The 14,876-nt window shown below is 70.6% G+C and carries 14 protein-coding genes; 8 read left to right on the plus strand and 6 right to left on the minus strand.

Translation table 11 applies throughout. The features are described 5' to 3' along the window. The first annotated feature begins 45 nt into the window (after nt 1–45). Nucleotides 46–1,155: an MJ1255/VC2487 family glycosyltransferase gene (locus HNV26_RS27255; RefSeq protein WP_171443362.1), complete on the plus strand. Its 1,110-nt coding sequence runs from the start codon at nt 46–48 to the stop codon at nt 1,153–1,155. A 25-nt stretch (nt 1,156–1,180) separates the two neighbouring features. Here the strand turns inward: HNV26_RS27255 and HNV26_RS27260 are convergent, their stop codons facing one another. Further along, nucleotides 1,181–2,227, minus strand: coding sequence for an SDR family NAD(P)-dependent oxidoreductase (locus HNV26_RS27260; RefSeq protein ID WP_171443361.1), 1,047 nt, complete (start codon nt 2,225–2,227; stop codon nt 1,181–1,183). 15 nt (nt 2,228–2,242) lie between these two features. After that, a complete protein-coding gene (locus tag HNV26_RS27265) occupies nt 2,243–2,716 on the minus strand; it encodes a peroxiredoxin family protein (protein ID WP_171443360.1) in 474 nt (157 codons plus the stop codon). Between the two features lie 112 nt (nt 2,717–2,828). Here HNV26_RS27265 and HNV26_RS27270 point away from each other — a divergent pair, with 112 nt between their 5' ends. The 3 genes from HNV26_RS27270 to HNV26_RS27280 all read left to right on the plus strand — a co-directional run bounded on the left by HNV26_RS27270 (nt 2,829) and on the right by HNV26_RS27280 (nt 6,338). Further along, complete coding sequence (locus tag HNV26_RS27270; RefSeq protein ID WP_171443359.1) at nt 2,829–3,950, plus strand: aminotransferase class I/II-fold pyridoxal phosphate-dependent enzyme; 1,122 nt, start codon at nt 2,829–2,831, stop codon at nt 3,948–3,950. 183 nt (nt 3,951–4,133) lie between these two features. Continuing rightward, nucleotides 4,134–5,021 carry a hypothetical protein gene (locus HNV26_RS27275; RefSeq protein WP_171443358.1) on the plus strand — a complete coding sequence of 296 codons (888 nt, stop codon included), beginning with the start codon at nt 4,134–4,136 and terminating at the stop codon, nt 5,019–5,021. Nucleotides 5,022–5,045: 24 nt separating this feature from the next. Next, complete coding sequence (locus HNV26_RS27280) at nt 5,046–6,338, plus strand: hypothetical protein (RefSeq protein ID WP_171443357.1); 1,293 nt, start codon at nt 5,046–5,048, stop codon at nt 6,336–6,338. Nucleotides 6,339–6,343: 5 nt separating this feature from the next. Here HNV26_RS27280 and HNV26_RS27285 read toward each other — a convergent pair whose 3' ends face one another. Continuing rightward, a complete protein-coding gene (locus HNV26_RS27285) occupies nt 6,344–7,489 on the minus strand; it encodes a hypothetical protein (protein WP_171443356.1) in 1,146 nt (381 codons plus the stop codon). 396 nt (nt 7,490–7,885) lie between these two features. Here HNV26_RS27285 and HNV26_RS27290 point away from each other — a divergent pair, with 396 nt between their 5' ends. Continuing rightward, the gene (locus tag HNV26_RS27290) at nt 7,886–8,629 is read left to right on the plus strand and encodes a PP2C family protein-serine/threonine phosphatase (RefSeq protein WP_171443355.1); all 744 of its coding nucleotides are present in this window, start codon (nt 7,886–7,888) and stop codon (nt 8,627–8,629) included. Between the two features lie 6 nt (nt 8,630–8,635). Here HNV26_RS27290 and HNV26_RS27295 read toward each other — a convergent pair whose 3' ends face one another. Next, the gene (locus tag HNV26_RS27295; protein WP_216612760.1) at nt 8,636–9,235 is read right to left on the minus strand and encodes a hypothetical protein; all 600 of its coding nucleotides are present in this window, start codon (nt 9,233–9,235) and stop codon (nt 8,636–8,638) included. Nucleotides 9,236–9,486: 251 nt separating this feature from the next. Here HNV26_RS27295 and HNV26_RS27300 point away from each other — a divergent pair, with 251 nt between their 5' ends. Next, a complete protein-coding gene (locus tag HNV26_RS27300) occupies nt 9,487–11,316 on the plus strand; it encodes a methyl-accepting chemotaxis protein (RefSeq protein ID WP_171443353.1) in 1,830 nt (609 codons plus the stop codon). 95 nt (nt 11,317–11,411) lie between these two features. On the opposite strand, the gene HNV26_RS27305 is transcribed toward HNV26_RS27300, so the two are convergent. Then, the gene (locus tag HNV26_RS27305; RefSeq protein ID WP_171443352.1) at nt 11,412–12,170 is read right to left on the minus strand and encodes an SDR family NAD(P)-dependent oxidoreductase; all 759 of its coding nucleotides are present in this window, start codon (nt 12,168–12,170) and stop codon (nt 11,412–11,414) included. Between the two features lie 137 nt (nt 12,171–12,307). Beyond that, complete coding sequence (locus tag HNV26_RS27310) at nt 12,308–13,162, minus strand: DUF2058 family protein (protein WP_171443351.1); 855 nt, start codon at nt 13,160–13,162, stop codon at nt 12,308–12,310. Between the two features lie 105 nt (nt 13,163–13,267). On the opposite strand from HNV26_RS27310, the gene HNV26_RS27315 reads away from it, so the two are divergent. Both HNV26_RS27315 and HNV26_RS27320 read left to right on the plus strand, forming a co-directional pair. Next, nucleotides 13,268–14,302, plus strand: coding sequence for a hypothetical protein (locus HNV26_RS27315; RefSeq protein WP_171443350.1), 1,035 nt, complete (start codon nt 13,268–13,270; stop codon nt 14,300–14,302). A 225-nt stretch (nt 14,303–14,527) separates the two neighbouring features. Then, nucleotides 14,528–14,875: a hypothetical protein gene (locus tag HNV26_RS27320; RefSeq protein WP_020477748.1), complete on the plus strand. Its 348-nt coding sequence runs from the start codon at nt 14,528–14,530 to the stop codon at nt 14,873–14,875. Nucleotide 14,876: the final 1 nt, after the last annotated feature.

Genomic DNA, 14,876 nt, shown 5'->3' on the forward strand with positions numbered 1-14,876 from the left:
AGCCGCGAGGGTGGGGCGGGCTCAACGGGGGCGTGGCGGGCGCGTATGCTGCCGGGCATGCGAATCCTCTACGGTGTCGTCGGCGAAGGCATGGGCCATGCGACGCGCTCCCGCGTCCTCCTCGAGGAGCTGACGAAGGAGCACGAGGTCCACATCGTCGTCTCCGGCCGGGCCCAGGACTACCTGGCCAAGCGCTTCCAGAACGTGCACGGCATCTGGGGGCTGACGCTCGCGTACGAGGGCAACTCGGTGAAGAAGTGGCAGACGGTGCTGCAGAACCTCACGGGCGCCGTGAAGGGCTGGCCGCAGAACATCCGCCAGTACTTCGAGCTGGTGGACGGCTTCCGCCCGGACGTGGTGGTGAGCGACTTCGAGTCGTTCAGCTACATGTTCGCCCGGAATCACCGGCTGCCCGTCATCAGCGTGGACAACATGCAGGTCATCAACCGGTGCAAGCACGAGCCGGCGCTGCTGGCGGGCCACGAGGACAGCTTCGAGACGTCGCGCGCCATCGTGAAGGCGAAGCTGCCGGGGGCCTTCCACTACCTGGTCACCACGTTCTTCTACCCGGAGCTCCGCAAGCGGCGCACCACGCTCGCCCCGTCGATTCTGCGCCCCGAAATCCTGGAGGCGAAGTCCGAACCCGGTGAGCACCTGCTCGTGTACCAGACGTCGACGACGAACACGGCGCTGCCGGACATCCTCAAGGCCGCGGGCATCCCCTGCCGCGTGTACGGGCTGCGCCGCGACATCACCGAGGACCTGGTGGACGGCAACCTCACGTACCGGCCCTTCAGTGAAAAGGGCTTCATCGATGACCTGCGCACCGCGCGGGGCGTGGTGGCCAGCGGCGGCTTCACGCTGATGAGCGAGGCGGTGTACCTGCGCAAGCCGGTGCTGAGCGTGCCGCTGGAGGGGCAGTTCGAGCAGGTCATCAACGCGCTGTACCTGGAGCAGCTGGGGTACGGCATGTACGTGAAGGCGCTGACGGTGGACGCGGTGAAGGCGTTCCTCGCGCGCGTGCCCCGCTGCCAGCAGGCGCTCCAGGGGTACGAGCAGGACGGCAACACGCGGATGCTGGCCGCCCTGCGCGAACAGCTGGCCCTGGCCTACGAGCACCGTGGCCACTGGGCCATGGAGAGGGCGCAGGACTAGCGTCCGCGTTCGCCGCCGGGGGCCGTCAGTGCAGCGGCACCTCGGTCTCGTTGTTGCGCTCGGCCGCGCGCCGCGTCAGCTCGGTGAGCCAGGACTGGGTCAGCGGCGTCTCGCTCTGGCTGCCGCTGTAGCGGTCCTGGCTGCTGTCCTGGGGCATGAAGCGGTTGGCCCAGGCGGTGAGGGCGGCCGTCAGGCTGGGGGCCAGCGCGCGGCCCAAGGCGGCCAGCTTCGCCGGTGCGCCCAGCAGCGCCTCGGCGTCTCCCCGCCGGCACGCGTCCAGGATCTTGCGCGCGGCCTGTTCGGCGCTCAGCGAGGTGAGGGGCAGGGAGTCCCCGGTGGCGAACCACGCGTACTCCGCCTCGTGGTTGCCCTTGAAGTACGCGTTGCGTGGGCTGCCCGTGCGCATCAGCCCCGGGCACACCGTGGTGACGACGATGCCGTCCTGGCGCAGCTCCGCGCGAAGGCCGTCCGACAGGCCCACCAGCGCGAACTTGCTGGCCGAATACGGCACCAGGTGGGGGACGCTCACCTTTCCGCCCACGGAGGCGATGTTGACGATGCGCCCCTTTCCGCGCCGCTTCATCTCCGGCAGCACGGCCAGCGTCGTGTACAGCGGCGCCCACAGGTGCGTGTCGATGGCCTCCTGGAAGTCCTCCAGCGTCATGGACTCCAGCGGCCCCACCTGGATGACGCCGGCGTTGTTGATGAGCACGTCCACCGTGCCCCAGCGCTCGTGGATGGCGGAGACCATGGCCTCCACCTGCACTGGATCTCGCACGTCGCAGGGGATGGCGTAGACCTCGCCGCCGGTGCGCTCCAGTTCCTCGCGGGCCCGCTCCAGCGTCTGCTCGTCCCGGCCGCAGATGGCCACCCGGGCCTCTTCCTTCAGGAGTTGCCGCGCCAGCACCAGCCCCAGGCCGCGAGAGCCGCCGGTGATGAGGACGGTGCTGTCCTTGAATTGGAAGCGGGAGCGGAGGATGCGGCGCAGTCCCAGCGCCGCGCCGATGCCGGCCGCGGCCACGGTGCCGAGCGAAATGCGGGACGAGTCAGAACCCTTGCGGTGAGCTGGCATGGTGGACTCCTGGAGTCAGGGGGCGGGAGAGGGGGCCGCGGCGCTGGCCTGGATGAAGCGCTCCAGCACCTGCCGCACGTGGGGGGGCGCGTTCTTTCCGGAGAAGTGGTGGCGCAGCCGGCCGGAGTCCGCGTCGAACACGAGCCACGCGGGCGTGTCCGCCACGTCGTAGGCCCGCGCCATGGAGCCGTCATCCACGGCGATGGGGTGGTAGAGCCCGTGCTTTCGCGCGAAGGCCTCCACCGCGTTGGTGTCCCGCAGCTCCTTGTCGGAGTGGGTGACATCCACGCTGATGACCTTCAGCCCCCGCGCACCGTACTCCGCGATGATGCGCTTCACCGCGTCGATGTCCTCGTCAGCGCCGCGCTGCCTGACGGAGAAGAAGTGGAGGAGGACGGGGACCTCATCCAGCTCCGAGACATGGACGGGCGTGTTGATCCACCCACCGTCCGGGTCCAGCAGGGTGATGGGAATGTCGCGCGTGGGCATAGGGGCTCCAGCAAGGCCTGGGTTCGGAAATGACGCGACTCAAGCTAGGCACGCGGGGCCGCTTCCGGGCGTCGCTGGACGGCAGGCCGCGAAGCAGGCAGACACTCACGGCATGCGCATCCCCGACTTCAAGCTGGAGCGGTACTTCGCGCGCTGGGAGTTCGCGGCGCCGTACCTGCTGTGTTCCTCGGACATCGAGGGCTGGCGGATGGCGGACTTGCTGGCGCTCGCCGGCCCGGACGAGCGGGCCCGCTGGGAGGCGCTGACGCTGGGCTACACCGAATCCACCGGCCTGCCCGCGCTGCGCGAGGAGATTGCCGCCCTGTACCCCGGGCTCTCTCCGGACCAGGTGCTCACCTTCGCCGGCGCGGAGGAGGCGCTCTTCGTCCTGGTCAACGTGCTGCTGGGCCCCGGGGACCACGCCGTCGTCACCTGGCCGGGCTACCAGTCCCTGCACGAGGTGGCGCGCGCCACGGGCGCGGACGTGACGCTGCTGCGTCTGCGCGAGGAGGACGGCTGGGCATTGGACCTGGATGCGCTGCGCCGCGCGCTGACGCCGCGGACGCGGCTGCTGGTGGTGAACTTCCCCCACAACCCCACGGGCGCGTTGTTGGACCGGGCCACCTTCGACGCGCTGTGCGAGCTGTCGCGCGAGCGCGGCATCCACCTGTTGTCCGACGAGGTGTACCGGCTGCTGGAGTACGACACGCGCGACACGTTGCCGCCCGCGGCCAGCCACACGCCGCACGGCATCAGCCTGGGGGTGATGTCCAAGGCCTTCGGACTGGCGGGGCTGCGCGTGGGGTGGCTGGCCTGCCGTGACGTGGAGCTCTTGCGGCGCTGCGCGGCCTACAAGGACTACACGACCATCTGCAACAGCGCGCCCAGCGAGGTGCTGTCACTCATCGCGCTGCGCGCGAAGGCGCGGGTGCTGGCGCGCAGCCGGGAGTTGCTCGCGGCGAACCTCGCCTTGTTGGATGGCTTCTTCGCGCGGCACCCGGACACCTTCCAGTGGGTGCGCCCGCGCGCGGGCAGCGTGGCTTTTCCCAGGCTGCTTCGTGAGACGCCCGTGGCCCGCTTCACCGAGGAACTGCGCGAGCGCGAAGGCGTGCTGCTGCTGCCCGGAGACGTCTATGACTTCCCCGGCAACCACTTCCGCCTGGGGCTGGGCCGCACGAATCTGCCCGACGCGCTGGAACGACTGGAACGCTACGTGGTCGACACATCGCGTTGACGCGGCCGTCTCGAATGTCACCTCCCCGCGGGAATCCACGGGGTGATGCGCTGCGTCAGTCTTCGCGCGCACTTCGAGGTTTCCGTGACCTCGACCTTTTACACACCGCGCCTCTACAGTACGCCTCGCCGCCTGGTCCCCCGCCGGGCAGGTACCCCCTATGCAGCGCTGGAGGCGCTCAACATGAAGAAGTTCTTCGGTACGGTCCTTGTCGCCGCAACGATGCTGGCGGGCACGGAGGCCGCCGCAGCCAACTACACGCTGTGGATTCATGGCCGCAACGGCGGCACGACGCAGCCCGGCAACTACAATGACTTCAGTTACTGGGGCTCCGCGAGCGTCGCGGCCGGCGTGAACAAGAAGGCCGTCAACTGGGACGGCCGTGAGCGCATCGGCTCGCAGAACTACCGCATTCGCGACGCGCTGGACTGCTTCTGCACGGGTGACAACTGGTGCTACGTCGCCGCGCACAGCGCGGGGAACCTCCAGATTGGCTACGCGCTGTCGATGTATGGCGGCTCGGAGCGACAGGTGAAGAACGCGACGCCCAACACGAATGGCGTGTGTGGCAACGTGAGCAGCGGCGCGAAGCAGACGGGCTGGAACATCCGCTGGGTGAACGTGGCGTCGGGCGCGGGCGGCGGCAGCGAGCTGGCCGACATTGGCGAGTGGGCGGTGAATGAGCCGCTGGTGAGCGACCTGGTCACCACCACCGCGCGCGCCATGTACAACCACAACACCACGCGCAACGTGTGGTTCTACATGTTCGCGGGTGCCAAGGGCACGCTGTACTCCGGCGTGCTCCCCGGCCAGGACGATGAGGCGGTGTCGTACCACTCGACGGGGGCCGTTTCGGGCAGCGCGGGTAGCTCGCAGTGCAACCCCGGTGACTGGTTCTGTGGCGGCACCCTGAACCTGGGCACGGCCGCGACCAGCGACGGGCGCACGAAGTGGAGCTTCCACACGGTGGAGCTGCGTGACGACCGGGAGGCGTACAACCACTACGCCGGAGGCAACTGGGGTGGCATCATCGCGCCGGTCCGCCAGGACGTGGTCAACTACGCGTACTGAGCCCCCTCCATTGCAAGAAGCGACATGACTCCGACTGGCACCGTTTCCGCCCCCGCGTCCCGGATGCGCCGCGCCCTGTGGGCCGTTCCCCTCATCCCGCTGGTGCTGGGGGGCGTGGGGTGGTGGTGGATGGAAGCAGGTGCCGGCCCGGAGTCCTCCGGCGAGGACGGTGCATGGGAAGCGTCCTCGCCGTCTGGAATGCAGAACCCCGCGCCGCGGAAGTCGGGAGGCGGCATGGGCGGGCCGACGGGGCGCGTGCCAGGAGTGGCCGTGCAGGACCCGGCCCGCAGCCCGGAGGAAGCGGAGCGGGACGCGCGGCGCCAGTTGTGGGAGCAGCGGCTGGCGCGCGCGAAGCAGACGCTGGAGTCGTACATGAAGGCGACGCGCTATCCGCCGGAGTCGCGTCCCGCCAGTGAGCACCCGGACCAGATGGAGATGGCGGAGCCGGAGCGCACGCGTCCGCTGAACAAGGACGGCTCCGACATCCAGCTCCGGCTGAAGCAGGACCGCGTCTTCGTCGTCGGCGACGAGGTGGTGCACTTCTTCGTCGGCTGCGAGGACGCGCGCCGCATGCCCAGGCCCTGCCAGGTGGTGTCCGCCTCCGCGCACGAGGCCGAGCACATGCCCGGCGCGGGTGTCATGCCGGCGGTCCCCCTCCACTTCTCCGACGAGGGCGCCGCGGGCGACGCGCTCTCCGGAGACGGCACCTTCACCGGGCGCTTCCAGCCGTCGAAGCAGGGGTTCCCCATCTATTCAGGCACGCTGCGCGTGGACGTGCAGGTGCGCTCGGGAAGCGCGGAGGGCACCGCGTTCTTCGACATCATGTACACGCCGTCGCCTCCGGCGCTCTTCACGGGCCGGGTGCGGGAGGTGCTGGAGCAAGGCTCGCTTCAGCTCTACCTCGGGATTCAGGTCCAGAAGGCCGGACGGTACGTGGTGGCGGGCCGCGTGGATGACGAGAGCGGCATGCCCTTCGCGCACGTGTCCTTCAACGAGGAGCTGAAGCGCGGCGAGCAGGAGGTGAAGCTCACCATCGCCGGCAACCTGGTGTTGGACGAAGTGCCCACCTTCCCCCTGAAGCTGCGCGACGTGGAGGGCTTCCTCCTCAAGGAGCGGGGAGATCCGGATCGCGAGCTGATGACGAGCTTGCGCGGGTACGTGCACACCACGAATGACTATCCCTCCACGTCCTTCTCCGCCGCGGAGTGGCAGAGTCCGGAGCGGCGGCGCTATCTGGACGAGCTGAACCGCGAGGTCATCGAGGCGCAGACGTACCTCGACGGCATCGGCCAGGGAGAAGCGCCGCCCAGGCCGTGAGGGGCTCAGGCCCGCGGATTCTCGGGCGCGAAGGTCTCGGTGGTGCTGGGGTTCGCCTCGGGCCGCAGCTCCGGCTCCAACGCCTCCGCGACCACTTCCACGCCCTGTGAGGCGAAGGTGGCGGCCACTGGCGCGCTGGCCGCCGCGGGGTTGGCGGAGATGGAGCCCAGGACGCCTGCCACGGCGGCGTCGTCCAGGGACGGCTCCTCCGGCAGCAGCATGTTCAAGTCGTTCGGGTCCGCGAGGAACTCGTCCGGCCCCGCGGGGCTGACCGCCGGGTCCAGCGCCTGCCTCACGGCGAACTGCTGCCCGTAGGTGGCCGCGTAGGCGCTGCCCAGCGCGTAGCCCGCGGGCGCATCATCCACGCGCGCGTCACCGGCCGCGGCCGTCACCAGGTCGGCGGGGACGGCATCGATGCCCGCGGCCTCGGTCGCGAAGTTCACCGGCGCGCCGGAGCGAGCGGCGGCGAGGCCCGGCTGCCGGGGCTCCGCGGCGTCAGAGGTGGCCGCTGAAGCGTCATCGGCTCCAGCCATGAAGAGCGCGTCTTCCGCGGCGTGCAGTCGCGGGGCTTCCTCGAAGATGTCCTCGAGTCCCAGCTCCAGCGGTGGCTCCAGGTCGGCCGCGGCGCCGGGGCCATTCAGCATGAACAGCACGTCCTCCGCTTCCATGGGCGTGGGCGCGGTGGAGGTGTCCCGGTTCTGCAACTCCCACGCGGCGGCCTCCGGCGAGAGCAGGTCGCTGCCCATGTCCTGGGCGCTGGCCCCTCGGAAGGCGGTGCGGTGCGCCGCGCCGCTCACCGGCTCCCGGGGCGCGCCGAGCGTGGCGGGGAGCTGCGAGCCCAGCAACTGCGAATACCGCGGCGGAGCCGCTTCGAAGGAGCTCTCGCCGGCGAACACGCGCAGGTGTTCGGGCGCTTCCGCATTCGCGGCGTCCACGCCCGCCAGCATCGGCGCATGCGCGGCGAGCGACGTGTCCAGGTCATCCACCTCCGCCTGGAACTCGCTCTCGTCGGCATAGCCACGCCGCACCGCGGGGATTGGCTGCAGCGGCTCGCGGGGCGCGAGCGGTGACACCGACTCCAGGTTGGTGTCGAGCCGGGCGCGGGAGATGGCGCTGGAGATGCTCGCGGTGATGCGGCGGATGGACGACATCAAGGGCTCCCTGCGGCGCACACTCCGGGCCGCATCGGAATTGTCGCTTCGTCACCGGAGAAGTTGCCAGGGAACAGGCCCGGACATGCCGGGTTCCTCGTTTCGTTGTCATGGCATTCGCGCACCCTGAGGGGAGCGTCCTGCCGGCCAAGCGCCCCCTCGGGGAATGGGGCCCAGGTGCCAGGCGGAGGTGTGGGGTCGTGACCCCACGTTCTGGGGGCTGTTGACGTGTGGAGGGCACTTGCAGCGTCTGCCAGTGGACGGGGGAGGGGGGGGCACGGCGCCGTGGCGGTTCCCTTCCCAGGAATCCCCAGAAACGGAGTATCCGTTTCATGCGTCCGTCGGGGGGAAGGACGCTGGCCTCTCGCTTGCTGGTGGGAGGCCGAGGAGGCAGTCATGAGAATGGACAGCGCGGGACAGACCCACATCGGTCGGCGGCCGCACAACGAGGATGCGTTCTGCGTCGCACCGGAGCTGGGGCTGTTCGTCGTAGCGGATGGGCTGGGCGGACAAGAGGGGGGAGAAGTCGCCAGCCGGTGCGTCGTGGACACCTTCGTGGGCTTTGGCCTGCGCCTGGGACAGGACCGGGATTCGACGTGGCCCACGGTGCCGGACCCTCGCCGCAGCCGTGAAGAGAACCTGTTGGCGGCGTGCTCGGCGCTGGCGCAGCGCAACCTCCAGGCGCAGCGCGTGGGCCGGCTGCGGGAGATGGCGTCCACCGTCGTGGCGTTGGCGGTGAGCGAGCACGGCGCGGCGGTGGCGCACGTGGGCGACAGCCGCCTGTACCGGCTGCGTGGCGGAAAGCTGGAGTCGCTCACGCGCGACCACTCGCTCATCGAGGAGCTTCGGGACGCGGGCATGGAGCCGCCGGGAGGCTCGGGCAACTTGCGCCACCTCATCACCCGCGCGCTGGGCACGGAGAACGCGGAGCCCACCGTGCAGCGGCTTCAGACGGCGCCGGGCGATGTGTTCCTGCTGTGCTCGGACGGGCTCTATGAGCCGCTGGGCGTGGAGGGACTGATGAAGCGCCTGACGATGTCCTCCGCGCGCGAGGTCTGTGACGCGCTGGTCGCGGATGCCTACGAGGCGGGCGGCAAGGACAACATCACGGCGGTGGTGCTGCGCGTCGCGGAAGCGTGAGGCGCGTCAGAAGCCCACGCCGAAGGAGATGCTGGCGGACGGCAGCCACGTGTTCCCGGGCAGGATGAGCTCGGGAGCGTGGGGCATCCACGCCAGGCTGAAGTTGAAGTCGCCCACCAGCTCGAAGCCCGCGGCCAGCGGACGGAGGAAGCGCAGCCCGAGTCCCCCCTCGGGCCCTGCCGTGGCCACGCGGCGCCGGTCGGTCCCCTTGAACTGGAACCCCAGGTCGTCGCGGCCCACCTGGGCCTCCGCGAAGCCCCCGGCGAGGAAGGGCTGGAAGGTGCCCCAGCGCTCCACGTCGAAGCTGGCCAGCCGCAGCTTGGCGCGGAAGTGCGCCACCTCCGGCTCGGGGTCGCGGTGCAGGAAACCGCTCCCCGTGCCACAGCTCTCCACGGACAGGAACGCCACGGGGGACAACTCCAGACACAGGTCGGGTCGGCCATTGTCGTTCGCCGTGGAGCCACCCACGCGCAGGTTGCCGAAGTTGCGCGGCGTGTGAGGCGGCTCGGCCTTCGCGCGCGCCTCTCCGGCGGCCTCCTCCGCGCGAAGTCCGCTGGGGGTGAGGGCAATCAGGGCCAGTGCCGCTGGAATGGATGTTGAGCGCATGCCATGCACGCAAACGCGCCGCTTCCACACCGGTCAATGCAACGCCGGGGTGAGTGTCCATGACCCCGCGCGCGCCAGCGCCGTGGACGTAGGTGCACGACATCGGTGTAGGTCTCGATTTGTGTCATGCGAGACATGCGGCCGGGTCATTCCTGCCACCTGTTGTTCCTTGCTCAACAGCCGGGCGTTGTCGCGGTAGGCTCGCCGTCCCCCACTGGGCTCCCCCCGCCCATCCCCAGGCCTTGTAGCGAATGACGCACAGCCTTGCCGCGCGCCTGACCGCAGCGCTCTCCCTTGTCATCCTCTGTCTCTCCATGCTGAGCGTCGCGCTCACGGGCGTGTCGCTTCGGACGTGGTCGCACGAAGCCGTCACGTCCCGTCTGGCGCAAGACGAAGCCGCGTGGAGCCGCGCCCTGTCCCAGGAGGCGCGCTCGCTGACGGCCCTGGCCCGCGTCACCGCGGCCGGCACGCCCTGGCAGGCCGCGCTGTCGAGCGGGGCCGGGGTCGGGGAGCCTCTCGAGCCCTCGCTGCGTGCGCAGCAGTCGCTCCTGGGCGTGGACCTGCTGCTCGCGGTGGACACCGCGGCGGGGGTGCGCGCGGGCATGCCACCCGGTGCACTGTCTGGAATGGAGTCCCTGGTGAAGGAGGGCGGTGCGCGCATCCTCCTGGTGGATGGGGTGCCGCATCAGGCCGTGGCGCAGCCCGTGATGACGGCCGAGGGCCGCACCGCGGGGTACGTGGTGCTGGGGCGGGTCCTGGGCGAGGTGGAGCTGCAGGCGCTGCGTGACGAGCGCGGTGCGGAGGGCGTGTTGACCGTGGGCGGGAAGCCGGTGGCGCACGCGCTGAGCGCGGTGCCTGATGATGCCTTGCTCGCGGCGCTGGAGGGGAAGGGCCGGCCGGACGAGGTGTCGGTGAATGGCGTGTCGCTGCGGCTGCGCCGGGTGGAGATGGGGCCGGGCGTGGAGCTGCTGCTCGCGCGTGACGGTGGGAAGGAAGCGGAGCAGTTCCGTGCGTCGATGCTGCTCGTGGTGCTGCTGGGCATCATCGTCACGGCGGCGGCGGGCACGGCCGTCTTCCTGCTGGTGCGGCGGATGATGGAGCCGCTGCGCGAGCTGACCGTGGCCACCGCGCGGATGGTGTCGGAGGGGGATTTCCGAGGGGCGCTGGTGGTGCGCTCGAAGGATGAGATTGGTCAGCTCGCCAGTTCGTTCTCGGAGTTGATGTCGCAGCTGCGCGAGCTGTTGATGGCGCTGCGCCATTCGGCCGAGCAGCTCGAAACGGCGTCCACGCACCTCACCGAGTCCGCGTCCGTCCAGAACGAGGCGGTGTCGCAACAGGCGGTGGCGCTGCATGAGACGCAGATTGCGGCGCAGCAGCTCCAGGAGGCCTCGCGCGCGGCGGCGCGGCGCGTGGAGGTCATCCTGCGGGAGGCGGACAAGGCCAGTGGCTTTGGCGAGGCGGGCGAGGCCGCGGTGTCCGGCAGCGTGGGGGGGCTCACGCACATCCGGTCACACGTGGAGCAGATTGGCCGCACCGTCGCGGAGCTGCACCAGCGCACGCGGCAGGTGGGCGACATCACCCGCACGGTGAAGGACCTGGCGGACCAGTCGAACGTGCTGGCGCTCAATGCGTCCATCGAGGCGGCGCGCAGTGGTGATTCGGGCCGTTCGTTCGCGGTGGTGGCACGGCAGATGCGGTCGCTGGCGGACCAGTCCGCGGGGGCGACCACGCGCGTGCAGTCCATCCTGAGCGACATCGGCCGGGCCATCTCGCAGACGGTGAGCACCAGTGAGGGCGGGGCGCGCGAGGTGGAAGGTGGCCTGGAGCAGGTGCGCGCGGCGGGCGAGAGCCTCCGCTCGCTGGCGGGCATCATCCAGAGCAACGGCAAGACGGTGCGCAGCATCGCCGAGGCCGTGAGCCAGCAAGATGCGGGCATCGCGGAGCTGTTCGCCGCGCTCAGCTCGATGGCCGACCTGGCGGACCAGATTGTCGACCGGATGGCCGCGAGCGAGCAGTCCGCCATCCAGCTCTCCGCGGCGTCCGCCGAGCTGAGCGCCATCGTCGGCCGGTACCAGCTCTAGCGCGCTTGTCGGCCGGGGATGGGATTCCCGCTGCGCAACGCTCCCGGCCACGGGTGGCGGCCGGGCAGGCAGTCAGGCGGAATGGGAGTGAAGTCTCAGCCCAGCTCGCCACCGTCGATGGCGTACGCCGCGCCGGTGATGCCGCCCGCCGCGTCTGACGCGAGGAACAGGCACAGCGCGGCGACTTCCTCCGGCGTGATGATGCGGCCCATGGCGTTCATGGACGCCAGGGCCTCGCGCGCCTGCTCCTCGCTGCGGCCCGTGGAGGCGCTGATGGCCGAGGTCGCGCCGGCGAACATGTCCGTCTCCACCCAGCCTGGATTCACGATGTTCACCGTGACCTGCTTCTTCGCGTACTCCACCGCGAGCGCGCGCGTCAGGCCCAGCAGCGCATGCTTCGACGCGCAATACGCGGACGTGTACTTCACGCCCCGCACCGCGGCCATGGAGCCGATGTTGATGACGCGTCCGCCGCCCGCCTGGGCCATGGCCGGCATCAGCTCGCGGCAGAGGAGGAAAGGCGCCGTCACGTTGACGGCCATGACGCGGGCCAGGTCCTCGGTGCGCGTCTTCGTCAGGGGCGCGGAGACGGTGATGCCCGCGTTGTTCACGAGCACGCGCGGGGCACCGCCGGCGAGCATTCGCTGGCTCGCGGCAACCAGCGCCGCTTCGTCGGCCACGTCCACCGCGAGCGGCCGGATGCGCTCGCCGCCTTCCTGCCGGAGCGACTCCAGCGCTTCCGTCGAACGCGCCAGGGCCCACACGTCATGGCCCGCCTTCGCGAAGGCCAGCGCCACCGCGCGGCCAATGCCTCGGCTCGCGCCCGTTACCACCACCGTCTTGGAGGTCGTCATGAGACCAGCCTAGCGCCGGGCCCTCATACTGGCATCAGGACGTGCCGAGGCCGCGTGGCGCCGCCGTCACGGGCGGCATCGCCACCCTCCCCGCATCCACGAGGGACGGGGAGGGTGGGAAGACGCCGGTGTCTGGCTCAGCCGTTCTGGGCTTCTTCGCTGCTGGCCGTCGGCTCGGTCGGGGCCGTCTCGCCCTCGGACGCGGTCTCTGCCGACGCCTCGGACCCGCCTTCGGGTTCGTCGGGCAGTTCGGGCGCGGTGCCCGCCGCCTCGGCGGCCTGCTGGGCCTTGAGCTCCTCGTCGTTCATGAAGCCGACGGGGTTCTCCTTGCGGTTGAGGAAGCGCACCGACTTCTTCGACAGCGCGAACATCTGCTCCGCCGCCGCCGAAGGCACCAGCGAGTGCTCGATCTGCGCGGGCTCGGGGCGCTCCACCACGCCCAGCTCGCCCTCCTCGAGCTGCTTCGCCTGCGCCGGGCTCAGCTCCAGCCGGCGCAGCTTGCCCTTGCGGGTCATGAAGTAGAACGCCGTCTCCCCCGCCTCGACGGGGACCTGGGAGCCCAGCACCAGCTCGCGCAAGGCGCGGTCCAGCTCCACCTGCCGCTTGGACTCGGCGCGCTGGTAGGCCTTGGAGCCCGGCATGGGGGGCAGCTTGGGGATGGCCCGCTCCGGCGCCGCCGCGGCCGGCCGCCCGTGCTGGGGACCTCCGCCGTGCCGGGGGGCACCCCCGAAGCCGCCGCCAGGACGTCCGCCGCCCTCACGACGCCCGGCGTCACGGCCGCCACCCGGGCGGCCTCCACCCTCGCCTCGGGGCGGGCCGCCTGGTGTCCGGTTGTCATCACGGCGGGGGGGAGGACGGTTGCCGCCTGAACGGCCGCCCTCCTGGGGTCCGGGCCGCCGGGCTTCCGCCTGGCTGGGCTTCGTCTCCACCTTCTTGGCCTGGTCCTCGGTGACGAGGCCCGCCTTCAATAGCTTGTCGCGCAGGTTCTGCATGAGTTGGGCGTTCTATCCCTTGCACGGCCGCACGCAAGCCACTGCTTGCTGCTCGTGTATGCCCCACGTAACTTGCCGGCCTTGTCGTACCCTCCCGGAGGAGTCGTGAGCCGTCTGAAGAAGTCCGCTTTCACCCTCGCCATGGCGCTGGCCGCCGTCGGCTGCTCGGACCCGGTCGACAAGGCGGCCAAGGCACGCATCTTCTCGCCGGAAGACCCGCCCAAGGTGGTGGCGTCCGCGAAGGAAAAGCTGCCCCCCGAGGACGTCGCGGACAACCCCCAGGTGGCGCGCCGCATCCTGGGCATGGACGCCGCCGAGGTGACCGAGCGTCTGGGCCCCCACCGCTACCAGGCGACGCTGGGGTACGAGTGGACCTCCGAGGCCTCCATCCCCGTGAAGCTCACCGAGACGCGCACCTTCCGCGCCGGCCCAGGCGGGGTCAGCGGGGATTTCCACGGTGTGCTGGAGAACTCCCGGGACCAGGGCCTGGAGGTGATGCGTGTGGGCGGGCAGGTGTTCGCCCGCAACCGGTACGGCCCCTTCCGCCAGCGCCTGCGCGACCGGGGCATGGCCGAGCGCACCCGCGCGGAGCTGACCGGCGCCATCCGCGACTTCGACAGCCTCTTCCAGGGGCGCATCAAGCTGACGCCCGAGGGCACCGTCACCCATGAGGGCCGGACGGCCTGGCGCTACGTGGTGACGCTGGCCCCCGCCGCCCAGGCGGACGCGCCCCGGCCCCTGCCGCCCATGCCCCAGGCCAAGAAGGGGGGCGCGGACGAAACGACGGTCCGCCGGGCCAACTTCTTCGCCCACCGCCTGCCGCGCTCGCTGGACGGCGAGGTGCTGGTGGATTCCGCCACCTCCGTGGTCCTCAAGGCCCGGCTGGACGGGCGCATGGGCGTGCCCGGGGACAAGACGCCCGAGGCGGCCGAGCTGCGCCTGACGCTGGAGGCCGCCCTCTCCGAGGTAGGCAAGGACCCACGGCTCCAGCCGCCCGAGGATTTCCTCCCGGACGCGGACAAGCCCCAGGGCATCGCCGACGCGCTCGACGCCTTCGGTATCCAGCGCAAGAAGCCCTCGGACTCGGATTCGGCCAGCCCGGAGGCGGCCCCGGAGCCGGAGGACGAAGAGGGCACGTGACGTGGCTGCGGCGCCCTTTCCGGGCGCTGTTTCCCGGTGAACGGCTGGCCGGGACTCCGGGGTATCCCGGGCGGGCGTGGAGGGGGCGGCGCTACATCCAGGCAGCGGGATGTTGGAAGAAAATTTGCGCTGACTCTTGCGTCCTCTACAATCCTCGACGGTTGCGGCCCGGACGCGTCCGACATGCTCGGATGTTCAGCGGGGCTTCACAGCAAGGGAGCGGCGATGGAGCGCAAGGTCGGAAGTAGCACGGTGACGGCCAAGGAGGTCAAAGCGGCGCTGGAGAAGGCGCGTACGCTGTCGGCCGAAGAGGAGAAGGTTCTGCGCATGCGCCACGGTGCTGGCGCTTCCAGCACCCGTGCACCGCTGCCCCGTGCCGCCGGTGACAACCAGGAGCTGGGCGACGAGCTGCTCCTCATCGAGATGCAGCTGATGAAGGCGATGCGCGCTCGCGCGGGTGGCAAGCCCGCGGCCACCGCCAGCAGCAAGCCCGTCGCCGCCACGCGCGCGCGGGATGCCGCCGCCAATCCCACCAAGGACAAGATTGTCCGGGCGCTCCGCAAGAAGAAGTAGT

The organism is Myxococcus xanthus (genome assembly GCF_013116825.1).
Taxonomy (GTDB): domain Bacteria; phylum Myxococcota; class Myxococcia; order Myxococcales; family Myxococcaceae; genus Myxococcus; species Myxococcus xanthus_B.